The organism is Streptomyces sp. SP18CS02, assembly GCF_036322365.1.
Taxonomy (GTDB): Bacteria; Actinomycetota; Actinomycetes; order Streptomycetales; family Streptomycetaceae; genus Streptomyces.
This window is the reverse complement of the sequence record NZ_JAQYXC010000262.1, coordinates 85,518-103,597: the sequence shown is the minus strand read 5'-3', so window position 1 is coordinate 103,597 and position 18,080 is coordinate 85,518. Positions and strand designations below refer to the sequence as shown.

Sequence of the window (18,080 nt, the reverse complement as noted above, 5' to 3'; positions counted from 1 at the left end):
TCAGCAGCGGGTGTCGTCGTGGTCGGGGGCCATGAGCCAGACGGCCGGGCCGGTGCCCTCCGTCCAGGCGTCGAGGGCCTCCCGGTCGAGGCAGAGGATTCCGCACTGTGCGGCGTAGTCGAGGGCGGGCTCGGTGTACTCGCTGGTGGTGACCACCGCGGCGACGTGCGCGCCGTGGACGACGAAGCACGTTCCGCCGAAACGCTGGACGTCCTGGGATCCCACCTTGTGCCCGGGGCCGTAGAACTTGCACTGGATCACGATCCGCCGGCCGTCGGGGGCGGTGGCCAGCACGTCGGCCCCGAGGTCCCCGGCCCCTCCGACGACCTCGACGTCCACGCAACCGTCACGCTCGCAGAGTTCGGCCACCGCCCGCTCGAAGGCGTCCGCGTCCATGGCCTCGTAGTCGGGCACCAGGATGTGCTCGACCGTCTCGACCGTCTCGACCGCCCCGGCCGGCTCGACGGCGCCGACCGGCCGGGCGGCATCGACCGGGTCACCCGCGCCGGCCGGGTCCACGGCCCCGTGGGGGGCGGGCGGTCCGACGAGCTCGGTCGGCACCGGCGAGCCGTAGGTACGAGGACGGCGTCGTCCCAGACGCACCAGAGCCACCGCCACTCCCGTGATTCCCACGGCCGCCACAAGGGCGGCCGGGAGGTCGGAGGCGTCCCCCACGGCGGCCCTGGCAGTGGTCGTGATGCCGCAGACGAGGATGGCCACGAGCCCGAAGCCGAGCGCGACCTCCCGGAGCCTGAGGGCCGGACGGCGTGTCCGCGGGCGGAGCGGACCGCCCTGCGGACGAGGTCGGCGCATGGGTATCGTCATGTGCGGCGTTCCCCCTTCTTCTCACACGGTCGCGTGTGGATCGTTCGTTCCTGCCGTATGCCCCGGCCGGAGAGATCCAGTGCCGGAGCCCCCCGCGACAGCGGTCCCCGGCCTCCACGTATCGCGCCGTCCGGCCGGCCCGTCACCGCGATGCCCGGCCTCGTGGGCGCTCCCGGCCGGACGGCCGGGGAAGCGTGGCTCCTTGTGGGTGCCGAACCGCGCCCTCACGCCTCTACGATGTGCCGGCGGGGACCAGGGCGGGCGGCACCGCACGTCGCCCGCGCCGGTGCACGGCGGAAGGAGCGGGCGGTGGCGACGGTGACCGGGGACCACGACGAGCGCCGACTCACCGCGCAGCTGGCCGCCTTGGGGGTCGAGCCGGGCGGATGCCTGCTGGTGCACTCCTCGTTGCGGGCCGTGGGGCGGGTGACGGGCGGAGGCGGGACGGTACTGCGTGCGCTGCGCGGCGCGCTGGGCCCCGACGGCACGCTGGTGGTGCCGACGTTCACCGCGCACAACTCGGACACCTCGCCGGCGTACCTGGCACGGGTGCGTGGACTCGACGAGGCGCAGCGGGCGGCAGTACGGGCGGCGATGCCTCCGTACGACCCGGACGGGATGGCGTCGGACGGGATGGGGGCGCTCGCGGAGATCGTACGGCTGTCGCCCGGCGCGATGCGCAGTGCCCATCCCCAGACGTCCTTCGCCGCGCTGGGCCCGCACGCGGCTCGGATCGTGGGCGGGCACCGTCCCGACTGCCACCTGGGCGAGGAGTCGCCGCTGGGGCGGCTGTACGACCTGCGCGCGCGGATCCTGCTGCTGGGCACGGGGTTCGACCGCTGCAGCGCCTTTCATCTGGGTGAGTACCGGGTGCCGCATCCGCCACGCCGTACGTACCGCTGCGTGGTCCTGGACCGAGGGGTGCGGCGCTGGTGGTCCTACGAGGACGTGGCCCTCGACGACGGCGACTTCGGTGCGCTCGGGGCCGATCTGGAGGGTGCGGGCGGGAACGTGCGCCGGGGTGTGGTGGGGTCGGCGCGCTGCGCCCTGGTGGACCTCGCCGTGGCCGTGGACCACGCGCGGCGGTGGCTGTGCCGGCACCGGGCTCCGGCCGCCGCCGGCTGACGGCTGACGGCTGACGGCTGACGGCTGACGGCTGACGGCTGACGGCGCAACCCCGCCGCAACGTCCGGTGTGGTTCCTTCCGGGGGATCGCCCGTGGCGATCCCGTCGGAGGGACGGCGACCCGGAGGGACGGTGACGATGAGTCCGGCTCCGCACGTGGAGGTCACACCCGCCGCGGCAGCTCTGCTGCGGCGGCTGCGGGCACTGCACGGCCCGTTGATGTTCCATCAGTCGGGCGGGTGCTGCGACGGCAGCGCGCCCATGTGCTTCCCCAAGGGCGAGTTCCGGACGGGTGATTCCGATGTGCTCCTGGAGTCGCTGGTCGTCGAGGGGGTGGCGGAGCCGGTGGGGTTCTGGATGTCCAGGGCGCAGTACGAGGTGTGGAGCCACACCCGGTTGATCGTGGACGTGGTGGCGGGCCGGGGCAGCGGCTTCTCGCTGGAGGCCCCGGATGGCGTACGTTTCCTGATCCGTTCCCGTATGGCCGGTTCGTAGGCGGCCGATCGCGGGCAATCCTTCCTCCAGTTCGGTGAGTTGCCTCGACGCCTGGGGGGACCGTGACCGTCATGCCGCGCCGCACCTCGTTCCGTGGTGCGCGGACTCGTACGACCGTGCTCGTCGCACTGGTGGTGTGCGCCCTGTCGGGTGCGGCGTCCGGTGCTCCGCCCGCCGCGCCCGCCCGGGCCTGGACACGGGTCGCCGAGGGGGTGGAGTACCGGACGTACGACATCACCTCGGGCCGGGGTGTCGCGCGGGCCCATCTGCTCGCGGCGGATCTGAGTGTCGCCGGGGTGTCGGTGGGGCTGCTGTACCCGGGGGCGGTCGCCGCGCGGTCCCCGCTCTCGACGCTGGCGGACGCCGCGGGGGCGACGGGCGGCGTCAACGGCGACTTCTTCCATATGACGGAAAGTCAGCACCCCGGGGTCGAGGCGACCGGCGCGGCGGTCGGGCCCGTGGTCGCGGACGGTCGGGACCTGAAGGCGGCGGTGCCGAACGGTCAGCGTTTCGGGCCGGCTCTGCCACCGGGCACCAACACCCGGCAGGTGATCGGCGTCGACGGGACGGGACGGGCCCGGCTGGGCGAGCTGGTCCTGGAGGGGGCGGTGTCGACGCCGACGGGCGAGCTGCCGCTGAAGGGGCACAACCAGTACGCCCTGCCGGTGGGTTCGGTGGGGGTGTTCGACAAGGACTGGGGCAGCCCCTCACGGGTGCGGGCCACGTGCGGCACGGACACCCAGCGCGGGGCGCCGTGCAGCACCGAGACCTATGAGGTGACCGTGCGCGGGGGCAAGGTCGTCTCGGTCGCGGACACGCCGGGCGGCGGTGCGATCGCGTCCGGCACGGAGGTGCTGGTGGGCCGCGAGGCCGGCGCCCGGGAGCTGCGGAAGCTGGCCGTCGGGGACGCGGTGGGCGTACGTCATGAGCTGGTGAGCGCCGGGCCGGAGCCGGGGGCCGCGTTCCGCTTCGCGGTGGGCGGCTACCCGGTGCTGCGCGACGGTGTGGCCCTCCCCGGGATGGACGGGGTGACGGCGGCGGTGCGTACGGCGGCGGGCATCGCCGACGGCGGCACCCGGCTGCTGCTGCTCGCCCTGGACGGCGGGGCGGACTTCCGGTCCGGGCTCAGTGTGGTCGAACTGGCGGAGGTGATGCGCGGTCTCGGCGCCTCGGACGCGGTCAACCTGGACGGCGGGGGTTCCTCCACGCTGGTCGCCCGGGTGGGCGAGGCCCAGCGGGTGAGCGTGCTCAATCATCCCAGCGGCGGTTTCCAGCGTCCCGTCCCGAACGGCATCGGGGTCTTCGTCAGGGCTTGAGCCCGCTCACCACCTCCGCCGTGGCGGAGACCCCGTCGTAGATGGTCGGCGCCAGGCTCGTGCTCGCCATGAAGAACCCGAGCAGGGCGCAGACCAGTGCGTGGGAGACCTTCAGCCCGCCGTTGCGCAGGAAGATCACCGCCAGGACCAGCAGAAGCAGCACCACTGAGACGGATACGGCCATGTGTCAGCCTCCTCGGCGGCCGCACCGGATGTGCGGCATTCGGCGGCCAGTCTGGCGGAGCCGGCGGCTCGTTCGGCCGACCGCCGTGTCCGCCGAACGGGTATTGCCCGGGAGCGGGCCGTTACGCGTCGTGCCGCCGCAGGAACGCGGCGAGGCCGGCCAGGTCGTCGGTGTTGAGGTGGTCCACGCCGGCGGCCAGCAGCTCGGTCCAGACGGCCTCGCGGGCGGGGCCCGGCAGGTCGGGTGTGGCCCAGAACCGTATGCGCTGACCCGCCCGGTGGGCGGTGGAGACGAGGGTGCGCAGCCGCTGCCGTTCGGCGGCGGGGAAGGCGCCGATGCCCTGCCAGGTGAAGTTCTGCGTCCAGTTGCCGCTGATCAGCGGCGCGAAGGGGGCCGTGGTGGTGCCGAGGTCCTCGAACCGGCTGTCGTAGAAGGCGTACCGGAGGTCCTGTGCGGCCATGGGAACGCGGGCGGCGCGGTCGCCCGAGACCACGGGGGTGACGGCGCCGGGCCTCACCCGGCCGTGGGCGTAGACGCTCAGGATGCCGCGGTGGGCGGCCAGTTGGCGGTGGAGTTCGTGGTAGGCGGCGACGCCGTCGCTCTTGATGTCGATGAGCAGCTGGACGGGCCGGTGGTGCCCCCGGTACACCGAGCCCCCGTTGGCCCTCACCCGGGCCGCCAGCGGGTCCAGGTAAAGCGAGCGAAGCGTACGCGCCGGGTCCAGTTGGTCCGGTTCATGGGCGACGAGCAGTTCGCCGTCGACCAGGAAGACATCGGCCTCCAGGCTGGTGAAGCCGTGCGACAGGGCGTCACGCAGGGGCCGTTGGTGGAGGTAGTCGTTGTGCGCGTGGGCCCGGCGCAGGGGCGGGACGGCGCTTCGCGCCCGGTCGGCCGCCGTGGCGGAGGCTGTGGTGGCGGAGGCTGTGGTGGCCGCTGTGGCGGTGGCGACAAGCGCGACGAGGGCTGTACGGCGGGTCGGTGACGTCATGCGGTCCTCCCGGGGACTCGGGTGGTGGAGGGACGGCACCGAGTATGCGGTTCCGGGACGCCGAAGGGCGTTGTGCGCCAAGGGAGTTGGCCGATCCTTCACCGGCCGGTCCGCCGGTGTTCGCTCACGTCGGGACCGGTCCGGGCGCGCGGCGGGAAGGGCAGCGGGGCCGGTGCCCCGTCGCACGCCGCCGCCTTACGCGCGGCCGCCGGCCGGCGCTTGCTCGGCACGGGATCCTGGGACGCGCCTCAGGCACTCGGCCCATTCCACCGTGCGGTCGCACCAGCGTTCCAGCAGCACCCGGTCGTGACCGACGGCGAGCAGTCCGGCGCGGTGCTCGCTCCGGTACTCCTCGACCACGGCCACCAGGGCCGCGGTGGTGGACGCGTCGAGCATCGCCGTCATCTCGTCGCAGACCAGCCACCGCGGGCGCAGCACCAGTGCCCGGGCGAGGCAGGCGCGTTGCAGCTGGCCGTCGCTGACCTCGTGCGGGCGACGGCCGAGCAGATCGTCGGTGAGGCCGACGGTCCGGGCCAGCTCCGCCGTCCGGCCGGGCACCTCGTCACGGCGGCCGGTGGCCCGCAACGGTTCGGCGATCAGGTCGCGCAGCCGCAGCCGGGGGTCCGCGGACATCCGTGGCTGCTGGAAGACGACCCCGACCGCGGTGCGCAGCGCGCGCGGGGCGCGGTGCCGCCAGCCGCGGACCTCGTCCCCGTCGACGACGACCCGGCCGTCGTCGGGCCGGTGGAGCAGCGCGGCGACCCGGGCGAGCGTGGACTTGCCGCAGCCGCTGGGGCCGAGCAGTCCGACGGCCTCACCGGGTTCGACCGTCAGCGACGCGGCCCGGAAGACGGGGACCCGGCGGTCGTAGCCGGCGGTGATGGCGTCCAGTTCAAGCACGCCGGGCCTCCTTGGCGGTGTCGGCGGTGTCGGTGGCGTCCGCGGTGTCCCAGGCTTCCGTGGGTTCCGTGGGTTCCGTGGGTTCCGTGGGTTGCGTTGTTTCCGTGGGTTCCGTGTGGTGGCAGGCGACCCCGTCGGCGAACGGTGGCACCGTGTCGCACAGGTCCGTCGCCCGGCCGCACCGCGCGGCGAACGCGCAGCCCGAAGGCAGCGCGCCGAGCTCCGGGGGCATCCCCGGTACGGGGGCGAAGTCGCGCTCCGGCAGGGCGGCGAGCAGTCCCCGGGCGTAGGGGTGGCGTGGCCCCCGGGTGCCGAAGAAGGCGTCGGCGCGGGAGAGCTCGACGATCCGCCCCGCGTACATCACGGCGACCCGGTCGGCGATGCGCGCGGCCGCCGCCAGGTCGTGGGTGATCATGAGCAGGGCGCGGCCGTCCTCCGTGTGGCGCCGGAGTTCGTCGACCGTACGGTCGACCAGTTCGCGGTCGAGGCCGGTGGTGGGCTCGTCGGCGAGCAGCAGCGGCGCGTCACCGACCAATGCGAGGGCGGTCGCGGCGCGCTGGGCGAGGCCGCCGGACAGCTCGTGCGGGTAGCGGTCGAGGTGGCCGGCCGGGAACGAGGCCCGTTCGGCTGCCGTGACCGCGGCCCGGCGCACCTCGGCCCTGGGTGTCGCGGTGAGCCGGCGCAGGGTCTCCTCCAGTTGCGCGCGTACGGTCCGGACGGGGGTGAGGTGTGCGGCGGGCGACTGCGGTACGAGTCCGACGCGCCGTCCGCGTACCGTGCGGGCCAGGGTGCGTTCGTCGGCCGCGAGAAGGTCGATGCCGTCGAGCACGGCCGTGCCCGCGGTCCGGGCGTTGCCGGGCAGCAGCCCGAGCAGCGCGGAGGCGAGGACGGACTTGCCGCAGCCGCTCTCGCCGACGAGGACCAGGCACTCCCCCGCCGCGAGGTCGAAGCTCGCCCCCTCGACGGCGGCGATGTGCCGGCCGCCGCGCATCCGGAAGCGCACGGACAGGTCCCGTACCGACAGGACGGGGGTGCTCACAGCATCAGCTCCGATCGGCGGCGCGGGTTGATCCGTTCCCGCCAGGCCCCGGCCAGGCCGGCGATGGCGAGCGTCGGGATGATCAGGAACAGGCCGGGGAAGAGCGTCGGCCACCAGTCGCCCGCCAGCAGCGAACCGCGGGCCGTCTGCACCAGGTTGCCCAGGCTGGCCTGGTGCGCGGGCAGGCCGAGGCCCAGGAAGGACAGCGCCGACTCGTGCCACATCGCGTGCGGCACCATCAGCACGGCCGCGAGCCCCGCCTGCGGCAGTACGCCGGGCAGCAGGTGCCGGACGGTCACGCGCCACCGGGAGGCTCCGCCGGAGATCGCCGCGTCGATGTAGGGGCGGGAGCGCAGCGACAGCACCTCCGAGCGGACGATCCGGGCCGTGGAGAGCCAGTGGGTGAGCGCGACGGACACGATGACCGGCCAGACGCCCGGGCGGAACATGGCCACGACGAAGATGCCGAGCAGCAGGTGCGGCACCGACGAGAAGGTGTCGACGAGCCGCATGAGGAGCCGGTCGGTCCAGCCGCCGAAGGCCGCGGCGGCCGCGCCCACCATCGTTCCGATGACGGTGGCGACGAGGGCCGCGACAAGGCCGACGAGGAGCGAGACCCGCAGTCCGTAGACGCAGCGCAGCAGCAGGTCGCGCCCGACGTCGTCGGTGCCGAAGGGGTGCCCCCAGGAGGGCGGAAGGAGCTTCAGCGACAGGTCGACGGCCTGCTCGTCGAGCTGGACCAGCGGCGGGACCAGCAGGACGGCGAGCACCACGGCCACGACGATGACGGCGGAGGTGCGGAGCCGGACGGTGCGGGTGGAGCGGCGGGTACGGCCGTGGGAGCGCCACGGCCTCCCCGCGGTGCCAGCGAGGTCCGTGCCGCCTGCCTTCACTGCGTTGACTGCGTTGACTGCGCTGTCTGCGCTGTCTGCGCTGTCTGCGATTCGCGTGTCATGTGCCTTGTTCGGGTTGTCAGCCATCGAAGCCCACCCTCGGATCGGCCAGTCCGTACAGCAGGTCGGAGACGAGGTTGCCGAGCAGTACCGCCGCGGTGGCGAGGACGGTGAGCGCGGCGAGCAGCGGGAAGTCCACCGAGGTGGCGGCCTGGACGGTCGCGGCCGCGATGCCCGGCCAGCTGAAGACGGTCTCCACGAGCAGCGCGCCGGTGATGAGTTCGGGGACCCGCGAGCCGATGAGCGTGAGCATCGGCAGCATGCCGGACCTGAGGGCGTGCCCCAGGAGCACGGTGCGTTCGTCGAGGCCGCGCGCGCGTGCCCCCCTGACGGGGTCCTCGTCCAGCGCGTCGGCGACGCCCTGTCTGACGTACAGGAAGAACCAGGGCAGTTGGGAGATGCCGAGGACGGCGGCGGGCAGCACCAGGTGGGAGAGGACCTGGCCGAAGGTGACGGTGTCGCTCGCGGTGTCGGTGAGCCCGCCGGCCGGCAGCGCACCGAGCCTCAGGGCGAAGAACCAGATGGCGAGCAGACCGAGCCAGAAGGCCGGGGCGGCTTCCAGGGTGTACGCGGCGGAGCTGACGCCGCGGTCGAGCCAGCCGCCCCGGCGGCGGGCGGCCAGTACGCCGAGGGCGGTGCCGAGCACGATGGCGACGGCGAACGCGGTGGCGGCCAGGAGCACCGACCAGCCGATGCGTTCGGCGATGACGTCGGCCACGGGCTGGCGCATGACGCTGGAGTCACCGAGGTCACCGGTGAGCGCGGAGGTGAGCCAGTGCCACCAGCGGGAGACCAGGGGCTGGTCGACGCCGAGGTTGAGGCGCAGCTGGTCCAGGTTCTCCTGCGAGGCGGTGAGCCCCGCGGTGCCGGCGTACGCCTTGACGGGATCGAAGGGGGAGGCGGCGGCGACGGCGAAGACCCCGAACGTCACCAGCAGGAGGACGGGGACGGCGAACAGCGCCCGCCGCCCCGTCATCCGGGCCATCGCCCCCCAGGGAAGGCGGGCGATCACTTCTTGGGCTTCCAGTCCTCCACGTTCCACCACGGGCCGGAGGCGAGGCCGTGGTCGTGGGGCTCGATCTGGGTGGTGAGGCCGTCCCACGAGTCGTTCACGACGTACAGGTGGTCGATGTGGGTGAGGAAGGTGTAGCCCGGGTTCTTCATCAGTTCGCGCTGGACGGTGTCGTAGGCCGCCTTGCGCTTGGCCTTGTCGTCGGTCATGCGCCCCTCGTCGAGGGCCTTGTCGACGGCCGGGTTGTCGTACCGGGCCATGTTGTTGAAGCCGTCGCCGCCGAGCGTGGACTTGAGCAGCAGGTACTGGTCGAAGTCGGGGTCACCGGGCGATCCGCCGCCCGCGAGGACCGCGTCGTCCTTCATGCGCGGCTCGATGACCTCCCAGGTGCCGGCCTGGGTCTTGATCTCGATGCCGGCCTTCTTGGCGTCGGAGGCGTAGGCGAGGGCGTGGTCCTGGCGGAGCTTGTCGCCGGAGAGGTACCAGAGCGGGAAGGAGGCACGGACGCCGTCCTTCTCGCGGACGCCGTCGGCGCCGGGCTTCCAGCCGGCGTCGTCGAGGATCTTCCCGGCCCTGGCCAGGTCGTGGACGCGTTCGGTGCCCCGGGCGAACCATTCGCTGCCGGTGGGGACGGGGCCGTAGGCGGGCTTCCCGGCCCCGTCGAGGATCTTGTCGACCATGGCCTGGCGGTCGACGGCGACATCGAGGGCCTGCCGGATCGCGGTGTCGCCCGCGACCTTGTTGTGGGTCGGCAGGGTCACCGTGCGGTAGTCGTACGTCGTGGCGGCGTACGTCTTGCGCGCGGAGTCGTTCTTGAAGCCCTTGGCGAGGTTCGGCGGCAGGATCGCGCCGTCGAGGTCGCCGGCGCGCAGCCGGGTGGCGCGTACGTCGTCGTCCTTGATGATCGCCATGGTGAACTTCTTCACCGCGGGCTCGCCGCCCCAGTAGCCCGGGTTGGCCTTGAAGCTGATCTTCTCGCCCTTCGACCAGTCGGTGAGGACGTACGGGCCGGTGCCGATCGGCCTGGTGGTGAAGGGGCCGGAGTTGACGTCCTGCCCGGCCGCGATGTGCTCGGGGGCGATACCGAGGACGGTGCGCTCGGCGAACGGGGCGTAGGGGTACTTCAGCGTGAAGACGACCGTGTCGTCGCCGACCGCCTTGACGTCCTTGAGGGCGTCCAGCTCGGACTTGGAGGCGTTGTTCGTCTTCTTGTCGAGGATCGTGCGGTAGGTGAAGACGACGTCCTTGGCGCCGAAGGGCTTGCCGTCGCTGAACGTGACGCCCTTGCGGAGCTTGTACGTGTACGTCAGACCGTCGGCGCTCACCTGGGGCAGGGCGACGGCGAGCGCGGGCTTCAGCCTCATCGCCCCGTCGAAGGCGAGCAGCCCGTCGAAGATCTTGGAGTTGCCGTCCTTGCCGTACCCGAGGAGTGGGCTGAGTGATTCGGGCTCGTAGGCGATGCCCACCACCGCGCCGGACTTCGCGTCGGCGTTGCCCGAGCCGGAGCCGCCCGGGTTCGAGCAGGCCGCCGCGGTGAGGGCCAGGGTTCCGGCCAGTGCCGCGGCGGCCATGCCGCGTATGGTTCGGGCGGTCATGGTGCCACACCCCTCATTGAAGATCAGCTGTAGTTGCGAACGCTTCGCAATTAAACAGCATGTCAAGGGGTGGGGGCAGCACCCGCCCCTTACCTTCCGGGCGCGGGAGCGGGCAGGTCCAGAAGCTCGGCCAGGGTGTCCTTGTGCCGGCCCGTCGAGCCGAGCGCGACCTGGTCCGCCTTCGCCCGCTTCAGATAGAGATGCGCGGGGTGCTCCCAGGTCATGCCGACACCTCCGTGCAGCTGGACGCACTCCTCGGCGGCGTGGACGGCGACGCGCGAGCAGTACACCTGCGCGACCGCCACGGTGAGGGGCGCATCGGGGCTGCCGGTGGCCAGGGCGTCGGCGGCGGCCCGGGCGGCCGCCCGGGCGTTCACCACCTCCAGCCAGAGCTGCGCCATCCGGTGCTTGAGCGCCTGGAACGAGCCGACCGGACGGTTGAACTGGTGCCGCTCACGGGTGTGCCGGACGGTCTCCTCCAGGCACCACTCCGCCAGGCCCAGCTGTTCCGACGCGAGCAGGCCCGTCCCGGCGAGCAGCCCCCGGCGCACCGCCTCCCGGGAGGCCCCGGCGTCCGCGACGCGGACACCCTCCCGCTCGGCGGTGACGGTGGCCGGCGGGCGGGTCAGATCGAACGGGGTCCTCGGGGTGAGGGTGACGTCCGTGGCGTCCACGGCGTACAGCCCGTCGGCACGAGGCACCAGCAGGACATCGGCGAAGGCGGCGTCGGCCACGCCGTCGATCCCCGCGGCGCCCTCGGGGAGCGCCGCGCCGGGCCCGGTCGAGAAGGGCACGGCGAGGACCGCGACCCGGCTCCCGGTGGCGAGCGCCGTCAGCAGCTCGGCGGCCGGGCCGCCCTCGGCGGGGTCCAGGGCGAGCAGGGTCTCGGTCGCGACGACGGAGCTCGTGAGATACGGGGCGGGGGTCACCGCGCGGCCCAGTTCCTCCAGCACCACGGCGGCCTCACGGTGGCTCGCCCCCTGGCCGCCGAGCTTCTCGGGGACCAGCAGTCCGGCGGCGCCCATGTCGACGGCGAGGGACCGCCACACGGCGGGGTCGTAGGGGCTGCCGGCCTCCACGCGACCGGGCAGGGCGGCCGGGTCGGCGCGGTCGGCGAGCAGGGAGCGCACCGCGGCGCGCAGGTCGCTCTCGGCCTCCGAGTACAGCAGGTCCGTCATCGCGCGAGGTCCTTCCATGCGACGTCCTTGTCGTTGCGCGGCTCGGCGGGCAGTCCGAGGACGCGCTCGGCGACGATGTTCAGCAGCACTTCGCTCGTGCCGCCCTCGATGGAGTTGCCCTTGGCGCGCAGGTACCGGTAGCCGGCGTCGCGGCCGGTGAAGTCGACGAGCTCGGGCCGGCGCATGGTCCAGTCCTCGTACAGCAGGCCCTCGGTCCCGAGGAGTTCCACCTCCAGGCCGCTGATCTGCTGGTTGAGCCGGGCGAAGGCGAGCTTCATGCCGCTGCCCTCCGGTCCCGGCCGGCCCGCCGCGAGCTGCTGGCGCAGCCGTTCACCGGTGAGCCGCGCCACCTCGGCGTCCACCCAGAGGTCCAGGAGGCGCTGGTGGACGTCGTGGGTGCGCAGGTCGGGCCGGGCGCGCCAGGTCCTCGCGAGGGGCCCGATCATGCCGCCCTCGCGCGGGACGCGCATGCCGCCGATCGATACGCGCTCGTTCATGAGGGTGGTCTGGGCGACCTTCCAGCCCTCGCCGACCGCCCCGAGGCGGTGGGTGTCGGGGATGCGCACATCGGTGAGGAAGACCTCGTTGAACTCGGCCTCGCCGGTGATCTGGCGCAGCGGCCGCACCTCGACGCCCGGGTCGGTCATGTCGCAGAGGAAGTACGTGATGCCGCGGTGCTTGGGGAGGTCGGGGTCGGTACGGGCGATGAGGATCGCCCAGCGGGCCACATGGGCGCTGGACGTCCAGACCTTCTGGCCGTTGACGATCCAGTCGCCCGAGTCCGGGTCGCGCACGGCGCGGGTGCCGAGGGCTGCCAGGTCGGACCCGGCGCCCGGCTCGCTGAACAGCTGGCACCAGACCTCCTCGCCGACCCACAGGGGGCGCAGGAAGCGCTGCTTCAGTTCCTCGGAGCCGTACTCCAGGATCGTCGGAGCGGCCATGCCGAGTCCGATGCCGATCCGGCGGGGGTCGTTGTCGGGGGCCCCGGCCGCTTCCAGTTCGGCGTCGACGACCGCCTGGAGGGAGCGCGGGGCGTCGAGGCCGCCGAGGCCGACGGGGTAGTGCACCCAGGCCAGCCCGGCGTCGAAGCGTGCGGTGAGGAAGTCGGTCCGGCCGGTCGTGGCGGGCGGGTGCGCGGCGAGCAGTTCGCTGGTCCTGCGGCGCAGTTCGGCGGCGTCCGTCATCGGACGGCTCCTTCCGGGAGGACGACCAGGCGTCCGGTGGTCGTGCCGTCGGCGACGCGCTGCACGGCGGCCGCCGCGTCCCCGAAGGCGACCCGGTCGCTGATCAGCGGCTTGATCAGGCCCTTGGCGGCGTACGCGGTGAGGGTCTCGTGGCAGCGCAGGACCGCTGCCGGGTCCTTCTGGTTGTACAGGCCCCAGTGCAGGCCCATGATCGAGTAGTTCTTGACCAGGGCGTGGTTGAGCGCGGGTGCCGGGATGTCGCCGCCGGCGAATCCCACGATCACGATCCGGCCCTCGAAGGCGACGCACTTGGCGGACTTGGTGTACGCGTCGCCGCCCACCGGGTCGAAGACCACGTCGGCGCCGCGGCCGCCGGTGGCGTCCTTGACCGCCGCGACGATGTCGTCCTCGTGCCGGTCGATGACCAGGTCACAACCCAGTTCGCGCGCCACGGCCGCCTTCCCCGCACCGCCGACGACGCCGATGACGCGTGCGCCTGCGGCCTTGCCGAGCTGGACGGCCGCGCTGCCGACGCCACCCGCCGCGGCATGGACGAGAAGGGTCTCGCCCTCCTGGAGGGCGGCCCGGCGGTGCAGTCCGAAGACGCCCGTCTGGTAGCCGATGTGCAGGGCGGCGGCCTCGGCGTCGTCGAGCGCGTCGGGCGCGGGCAGCAGCGCGGCCTCGTCGGCGACGACGTACTCGGCGAAGCCGCCGTACGGCAGGGCCGGCGTGGCGATCACCCGGCGGCCGTCCTCGGTCTCGCCGCAGATCTCCACCCCCGGGGTGAAGGGCAGCGGCGGGCGCACCTGGTACTGGCCCCGGCAGAGCAGCGCGTCCGGGAAGTTGATGTTGGTGGCCCTGACCTTCAGCAGCACCTGCCCCGGTCCCGGCGTGGGCCGCTCCACCTCTTCGAGCCGCATCACCTCGCCCGGCTCGCCGTTCCGGTGCACTCGCCATGCCTGCATTGGGGGCCTCCACAAGACTCGGGCAGTACCGCGCTGAACCATGCTCGCTCGCATACTAAGCGGTCGCTTGCCCGTCAGGGAACAGCGCGCCGGGACTTCTTCCGGCGCGCCCGCCGCACCGGGCCACGGGGTGGGCCGCCATGGCGGCCCACCCCTGGAACGACCGGCCGGCCCCGGGGTCATGGACCCCGGGGCCGGCCGGCGGGCGCGACCGCGAACGGTTACGGAACGATCTTCAGGAGCTTGTTGGGCGAGCCCGTGCCCGGGCCGGTCACGACGCCGGAGGTCGCTCCCGCGACCAGGGCGGAGGCGACCTGGGCCGGGGTGGCACCGGTGTGGCCCGTCAGATACACGGCGGCCGCTCCCGCGACGTGCGGGGTGGCCATCGAGGTGCCGGAAATGGTGTTGGTGGCGGTGTCGCCGGTCCCCCACGCCGCCGTGATGCCGGAACCGGGCGCGAACAGGTCCACCACGGAACCGAAGTTGGAGTAGGAGGCCCGGGCATCCGTGCTCGTCGTCGCGCCGACCGTGATCGCCTCGGTGACCCGCGCGGGGGACCTGGTACTGGCGTTCACGTTCTCGTTGCCCGCCGCCACCGCGTAGGTGACGCCGCTGGCGATGGAGTTGCGGACGGCGGTGTCGATGGCGGTGCTGGCGCCGCCGCCGAGCGACAGGTTGGCGACGGACGGGCCGCTGTGGTTCCGCGTCACCCAGTCGATGCCCGCGACGACACCGGCCGTGGTGCCCGAGCCGTTGTTGTCGAGGACACGGACCGCCACGATCTTCGCCTTCTTGGCGACGCCGTAGGCGGTGCCCGCGGCGGTGGACGCGACGTGCGTGCCGTGGCCGTGGCCGTCCTGGGCGACGTTGTCGCCGTCCACGGCGTCGTAGCCGTTCACGGCACGGCCGCCGAAGTCGGAGTGGCTGATCCGTACACCGGTGTCGACGATGAAGATCGTCGCGCCGCCCCCGGCGGTGTCCGGGTAGGTGTACCTCTTGTCGAGCGGCAGAGCGCTCTGGTCGATGCGGTCCAGACCCCAGGACGGCGGATTGGTCTGCGTGGCGTCGACGGTCACCTCGGTGTCCTGGATGACCTGCTCGACCGCCGGGTCGGCGGCGAGTCTGCGCGCCTCCTCGGCCGAGAGCTCGGCGGCGAACCCGTTGAGGGCCGCCCGGTACGTCTGCTTCACCGCACCGCCGTAACCCGCTATGAGCGTGCGGCCCTTGGCGGAAGCGGACGTGAAGCCGGCGGTCTTCTTGAGCGTGACGATGTAGCTGTCCTTGACCGCGCCCGGCGCGTTCGCGCCCACGACCACGCCCTCCGGGGCGGCGGGGGCGGCTTCGGCGGGCAGGGCGGTGACCGTGCCGAGCAGTGCGGCCGCCGCGGCCGTGGTGATGGCCGCGGTCAGACGGGACCTGGTGATACGGGGAGTCGCCATTACGAGGGAGTCCTCCTCATAGGCAGCGCGCCCGGGTCCGGGCGCGTCTGTGGGGGCAGGTGCACGCGTTGACGCGCACGGCCGGGAGGGGGTCGTTCCGCTCCCGGCTGTACAGAACACTGATCCCGCCGCGGGCGTCGGACAAGAGGTTCCCCGTGATGTCACGTTCTTGACATGACCCTGTAATCGACGGGCCGTCAGACCCACCGCGAAACACCTCAACTCCGTTTTACACATGGCAATTTGATGACCGGCTCGGGGCGTGCCCCGACGGCCCGTCACGGTCGGCGGTTCCCCCGGGCCGGACCCGCCGCCCATGGACGGGTCCGGCCCGGCACAACCCCATCGGCCCCACCCGTTGAACACAGCACCGCCCAAGCCCGTATAGACCGGCGGCCCGCACCGTCCGGCGGGCCGTCCACGGGCAGGGAGGGCAGTTCCATGGCCGGCGATGTCACCGCGCTATTCCGTGCGTCCACCGCACACAGCCCGTCGATCGCCATGCTCGACCGGGCCGGCGGCGGGGGGACCGGCCGGATCATCGACTTCTGCATCCCCTGCAACGCCCACTTCCCCACGCCCGCGATGTTCGAGCGGCTCGGCGCACGGCTGCGGGAGATCCTCACCTACTACCCGAGCGGCGCGGACACCATCACCGGCGAGCTGTGCCAGGTCCTCGGCCTCCATCCCGGGACCGTCGCGATGGGCAACGGCTCCACCGAGCTCATCACCTGGATCGACCATCTGCTGGTCCGCGAATCGCTGGCCGTACCGGTGCCGACCTTCGGCCGGTGGACCGACCAGCCGATGGAGACGGGCAAGCGCGTCGACATGTTCCTGCTGCCCGAGGCCCGCGGCTTCCAGCTCGACACCGACGCCTTCGTACGGTTCATCCGCACCAGGCGCTCGCGCACGGCGGTGATCTGCAACCCCAACAACCCCGACGGCGGACTGCTGTCCAAGGCGGAGGTGCTGTCGCTGTGCGACACGCTCCACGACCTGGACCTGGTCGTGGTCGACGAGTCGTTCATGGAGTTCGCGGACGCGCCGGGCGAGGCGAGCGTCGTCGACGAGGCGGTCCTGCGCCCCAATGTGATCGTGCTGCGCAGCCTCGGCAAGAACTTCGGACTGCACGGCATCCGGTTCGGCTACCTGGTCGCCAACCCCGCGCTGGCAGGGCGGGTCCGCTCCATGCTGCCCAAGTGGAACATCAACTCCTTCGCGGAGGCCGTGGTGTTCATGCTGAAGGAGTACCGGGGGGAGTACGCGGAGAGCCTGCGCAGGGCGCGGGTCGACCGGCAGGAAATGATCGCCCGTCTGGCCCAGTTGCCGGGCCTGACCGTCTACCCCTCCCAGGGCAACTTCGCGTACGTACGGCTGCCCGTGGGCGTGGACGGAACGGTACTGCGGGACCGGCTGCTGTCCGAGCACGGCGTGCTGGTGCGCGAGTGCGGCAACAAGGTGGGCAGCTCCAGCCGGTTCCTGCGGCTGGTCGTGCGGGAGCAGGAGGAGGTGCGGCAGCTGATCTCCGCGATGGAGCAGGTGCTGTACGGAGGCCCGGCCCGGCCGGCTCCCCTCCCGGCCGCCGCCCCGCCCTCGCCGATGCTGCCGCAGGGGCTCCAGTACGTGCCCTCGCCGATGGCGGCCGCTCCACTGCCCCCGTCGATGGTCCTGCCCGGCTCCATGCCCCCGGCGTCGGCCGCCCCGGCGATGGTCATGCCCGGCGCCATGCCACCGGCGATGGTCATGCCCCCCTCCATGCCACCGTCTTCGGCCGTGTCCCCGTCGATGCCCGCACCGATGGCCACGCGCGTCCCGAGAGCCTCCGCCGCGACGGCCCCGTCGGCGACCGCGGCCTCCACCGCGCCGGCAACGGGCCCCATGGCGATGGCCAGGGGGTACACCTCCGGCACCGCCGCCGTGGACCGGCTCGTCTCGGGGGCGTAGAGCCTGTCTCCGAGGACGACGTACGACGACGCCCGGGGGCTGACCGGCCCGGCCGCCGGCACCTGGACCGGACACGCCACCGGGCGGCCCGGTCCGACCCGCGCCGGCCCCCGCCCGGTCCGTTGCCGGCCGGCAGCGGACCGGCGGCGGATCAGCGGCGGATCAGCGGCTGAAGAGTTCGAACGTCACAGCCGGGCGGCCGCCGAACCGCTCGGCCGCGGCCTGCGCGGACCCCGTCAGGAAGGCGCGGCAGTAGGCTTCCGGGTCCTCCGCCGTCAGCACCTCGATATACGTGCGGTGTTCCAGGAGTGAGCGGACGGCGCGCTCCAGACCGGCCGTCGCGTCGACCGCGTGCGTGGGGCTCGACGAGCCCGCCACGGCCACCCAGCGGACGCCGTCCCAGGGTTCGAGGCCCTCTTCGACGAGTTCGGGGAAGATCCAGCGGTTGCCGGCGTCGCCCGCTGCGTCGAGCGTCGCCCGGCCGACGGCGACGTGGTCCGGGGTGTTCCAGGCGACGCCGCCCCAGGTGTCGCGGTGGTTGAGCGTGATGACCAGTTCGGGCCGGTGGCGGCGGATCGCGGCCGCGATGTCGCGGCGCAGCCCGAGGCCGTACTCGACGACTCCGTCCCGGTGGTCCAGGAACTCCACGGCCGAGACACCGACGACCGCCGCACTCGCGCGCTGCTCCCGCTCGCGCAGCGGGCCGCAGGTGGCCGGGTCGAGGGTGTCGATGCCCGCCTCCCCGCGCGTGGCGAGCACATAGGCGACCTCCCGTCCGCCGTCGGTCCAGGACGCGACGGCGGCGGAGCAGCCGTATTCGAGGTCGTCCGGGTGGGCGACGACGGCGAGGGCCCGCTGCCAGTCATCGGGCATGGGGCTCAGTTGATCGGTGACTCGGTCGGTCATGGGCGCATGATACGGGCGGTGCCGCCGCC

General features: G+C 73.1%; 17 protein-coding genes. 4 read left to right on the top strand and 13 right to left on the bottom strand.

Annotated elements, in window-relative coordinates; all coding sequences use genetic code 11:
* On the bottom strand, window positions 1-825 hold the full coding sequence (locus PUR26_RS06260) for a restriction endonuclease (protein WP_329869988.1): 825 nt from the start codon (window positions 823-825) through the stop codon (window positions 1-3).
* Between the two features lie 309 nt (window positions 826-1,134).
* On the opposite strand from PUR26_RS06260, the gene PUR26_RS06255 reads away from it, so the two are divergent.
* The 3 genes from PUR26_RS06255 to PUR26_RS06245 all read left to right on the top strand — a co-directional run bounded on the left by PUR26_RS06255 (window position 1,135) and on the right by PUR26_RS06245 (window position 3,761).
* Window positions 1,135-1,950 carry an aminoglycoside N(3)-acetyltransferase gene (locus tag PUR26_RS06255; protein ID WP_329869987.1) on the top strand — a complete coding sequence of 272 codons (816 nt, stop codon included), beginning with the start codon at window positions 1,135-1,137 and terminating at the stop codon, window positions 1,948-1,950.
* Between the two features lie 138 nt (window positions 1,951-2,088).
* Complete coding sequence (locus tag PUR26_RS06250; RefSeq protein WP_329869985.1) at window positions 2,089-2,445, top strand: DUF779 domain-containing protein; 357 nt, start codon at window positions 2,089-2,091, stop codon at window positions 2,443-2,445.
* A 71-nt stretch (window positions 2,446-2,516) separates the two neighbouring features.
* Window positions 2,517-3,761, top strand: coding sequence for a phosphodiester glycosidase family protein (locus tag PUR26_RS06245; RefSeq protein WP_329869983.1), 1,245 nt, complete (start codon window positions 2,517-2,519; stop codon window positions 3,759-3,761).
* Here PUR26_RS06245 and PUR26_RS06240 read toward each other — a convergent pair.
* The 11 genes from PUR26_RS06240 to PUR26_RS06190 all read right to left on the bottom strand — a co-directional run bounded on the left by PUR26_RS06240 (window position 3,751) and on the right by PUR26_RS06190 (window position 15,198).
* Window positions 3,751-3,945, bottom strand: a complete 195-nt coding sequence (locus PUR26_RS06240; protein ID WP_329869982.1) for a hypothetical protein — start codon at window positions 3,943-3,945, stop codon at window positions 3,751-3,753. The two genes, PUR26_RS06245 and PUR26_RS06240, sit on opposite strands and share 11 nt — an antisense overlap.
* Window positions 3,946-4,066: 121 nt before the next feature.
* Window positions 4,067-4,933 (bottom strand): phosphatidylinositol-specific phospholipase C/glycerophosphodiester phosphodiesterase family protein, encoded by an 867-nt coding sequence (locus tag PUR26_RS06235; protein ID WP_329869980.1) that lies wholly within the window; start codon window positions 4,931-4,933, stop codon window positions 4,067-4,069.
* Between the two features lie 195 nt (window positions 4,934-5,128).
* Window positions 5,129-5,833 carry an ABC transporter ATP-binding protein gene (locus PUR26_RS06230; RefSeq protein ID WP_329869979.1) on the bottom strand — a complete coding sequence of 235 codons (705 nt, stop codon included), beginning with the start codon at window positions 5,831-5,833 and terminating at the stop codon, window positions 5,129-5,131.
* Entirely contained in the window at window positions 5,826-6,824 is a 999-nt protein-coding gene (locus tag PUR26_RS06225; protein WP_329870165.1) for an ABC transporter ATP-binding protein, read from the bottom strand. Before PUR26_RS06225 ends, PUR26_RS06230 begins: the two co-directional genes overlap by 8 nt.
* A gap of 44 nt (window positions 6,825-6,868) precedes the next feature.
* Window positions 6,869-7,765, bottom strand: coding sequence for an ABC transporter permease (locus PUR26_RS06220; protein ID WP_329869977.1), 897 nt, complete (start codon window positions 7,763-7,765; stop codon window positions 6,869-6,871).
* Between the two features lie 79 nt (window positions 7,766-7,844).
* A complete protein-coding gene (locus PUR26_RS06215) occupies window positions 7,845-8,810 on the bottom strand; it encodes an ABC transporter permease (RefSeq protein WP_329870163.1) in 966 nt (321 codons plus the stop codon).
* A 23-nt stretch (window positions 8,811-8,833) separates the two neighbouring features.
* Window positions 8,834-10,432 carry an ABC transporter substrate-binding protein gene (locus tag PUR26_RS06210; RefSeq protein ID WP_329869975.1) on the bottom strand — a complete coding sequence of 533 codons (1,599 nt, stop codon included), beginning with the start codon at window positions 10,430-10,432 and terminating at the stop codon, window positions 8,834-8,836.
* 89 nt (window positions 10,433-10,521) lie between these two features.
* Entirely contained in the window at window positions 10,522-11,628 is a 1,107-nt protein-coding gene (locus PUR26_RS06205; RefSeq protein WP_329869973.1) for an acyl-CoA dehydrogenase family protein, read from the bottom strand.
* Window positions 11,607-12,794, bottom strand: coding sequence for an acyl-CoA dehydrogenase family protein (locus PUR26_RS06200; protein ID WP_329869971.1), 1,188 nt, complete (start codon window positions 12,792-12,794; stop codon window positions 11,607-11,609). The genes PUR26_RS06205 and PUR26_RS06200 overlap by 22 nt, the downstream gene beginning before the upstream one ends.
* Complete coding sequence (locus tag PUR26_RS06195) at window positions 12,791-13,759, bottom strand: NADPH:quinone oxidoreductase family protein (protein WP_329869969.1); 969 nt, start codon at window positions 13,757-13,759, stop codon at window positions 12,791-12,793. The genes PUR26_RS06200 and PUR26_RS06195 overlap by 4 nt, the downstream gene beginning before the upstream one ends.
* Window positions 13,760-13,980: 221 nt before the next feature.
* Window positions 13,981-15,198, bottom strand: coding sequence for a S8 family peptidase (locus PUR26_RS06190; protein ID WP_329869967.1), 1,218 nt, complete (start codon window positions 15,196-15,198; stop codon window positions 13,981-13,983).
* Window positions 15,199-15,639: 441 nt separating this feature from the next.
* On the opposite strand from PUR26_RS06190, the gene PUR26_RS06185 reads away from it, so the two are divergent.
* Window positions 15,640-17,145: an aminotransferase class I/II-fold pyridoxal phosphate-dependent enzyme gene (locus tag PUR26_RS06185; protein WP_329869965.1), complete on the top strand. Its 1,506-nt coding sequence runs from the start codon at window positions 15,640-15,642 to the stop codon at window positions 17,143-17,145.
* A 162-nt stretch (window positions 17,146-17,307) separates the two neighbouring features.
* On the opposite strand, the gene PUR26_RS06180 is transcribed toward PUR26_RS06185, so the two are convergent.
* Window positions 17,308-18,051: a PIG-L deacetylase family protein gene (locus PUR26_RS06180; RefSeq protein WP_329869963.1), complete on the bottom strand. Its 744-nt coding sequence runs from the start codon at window positions 18,049-18,051 to the stop codon at window positions 17,308-17,310.
* Window positions 18,052-18,080: the final 29 nt, after the last annotated feature.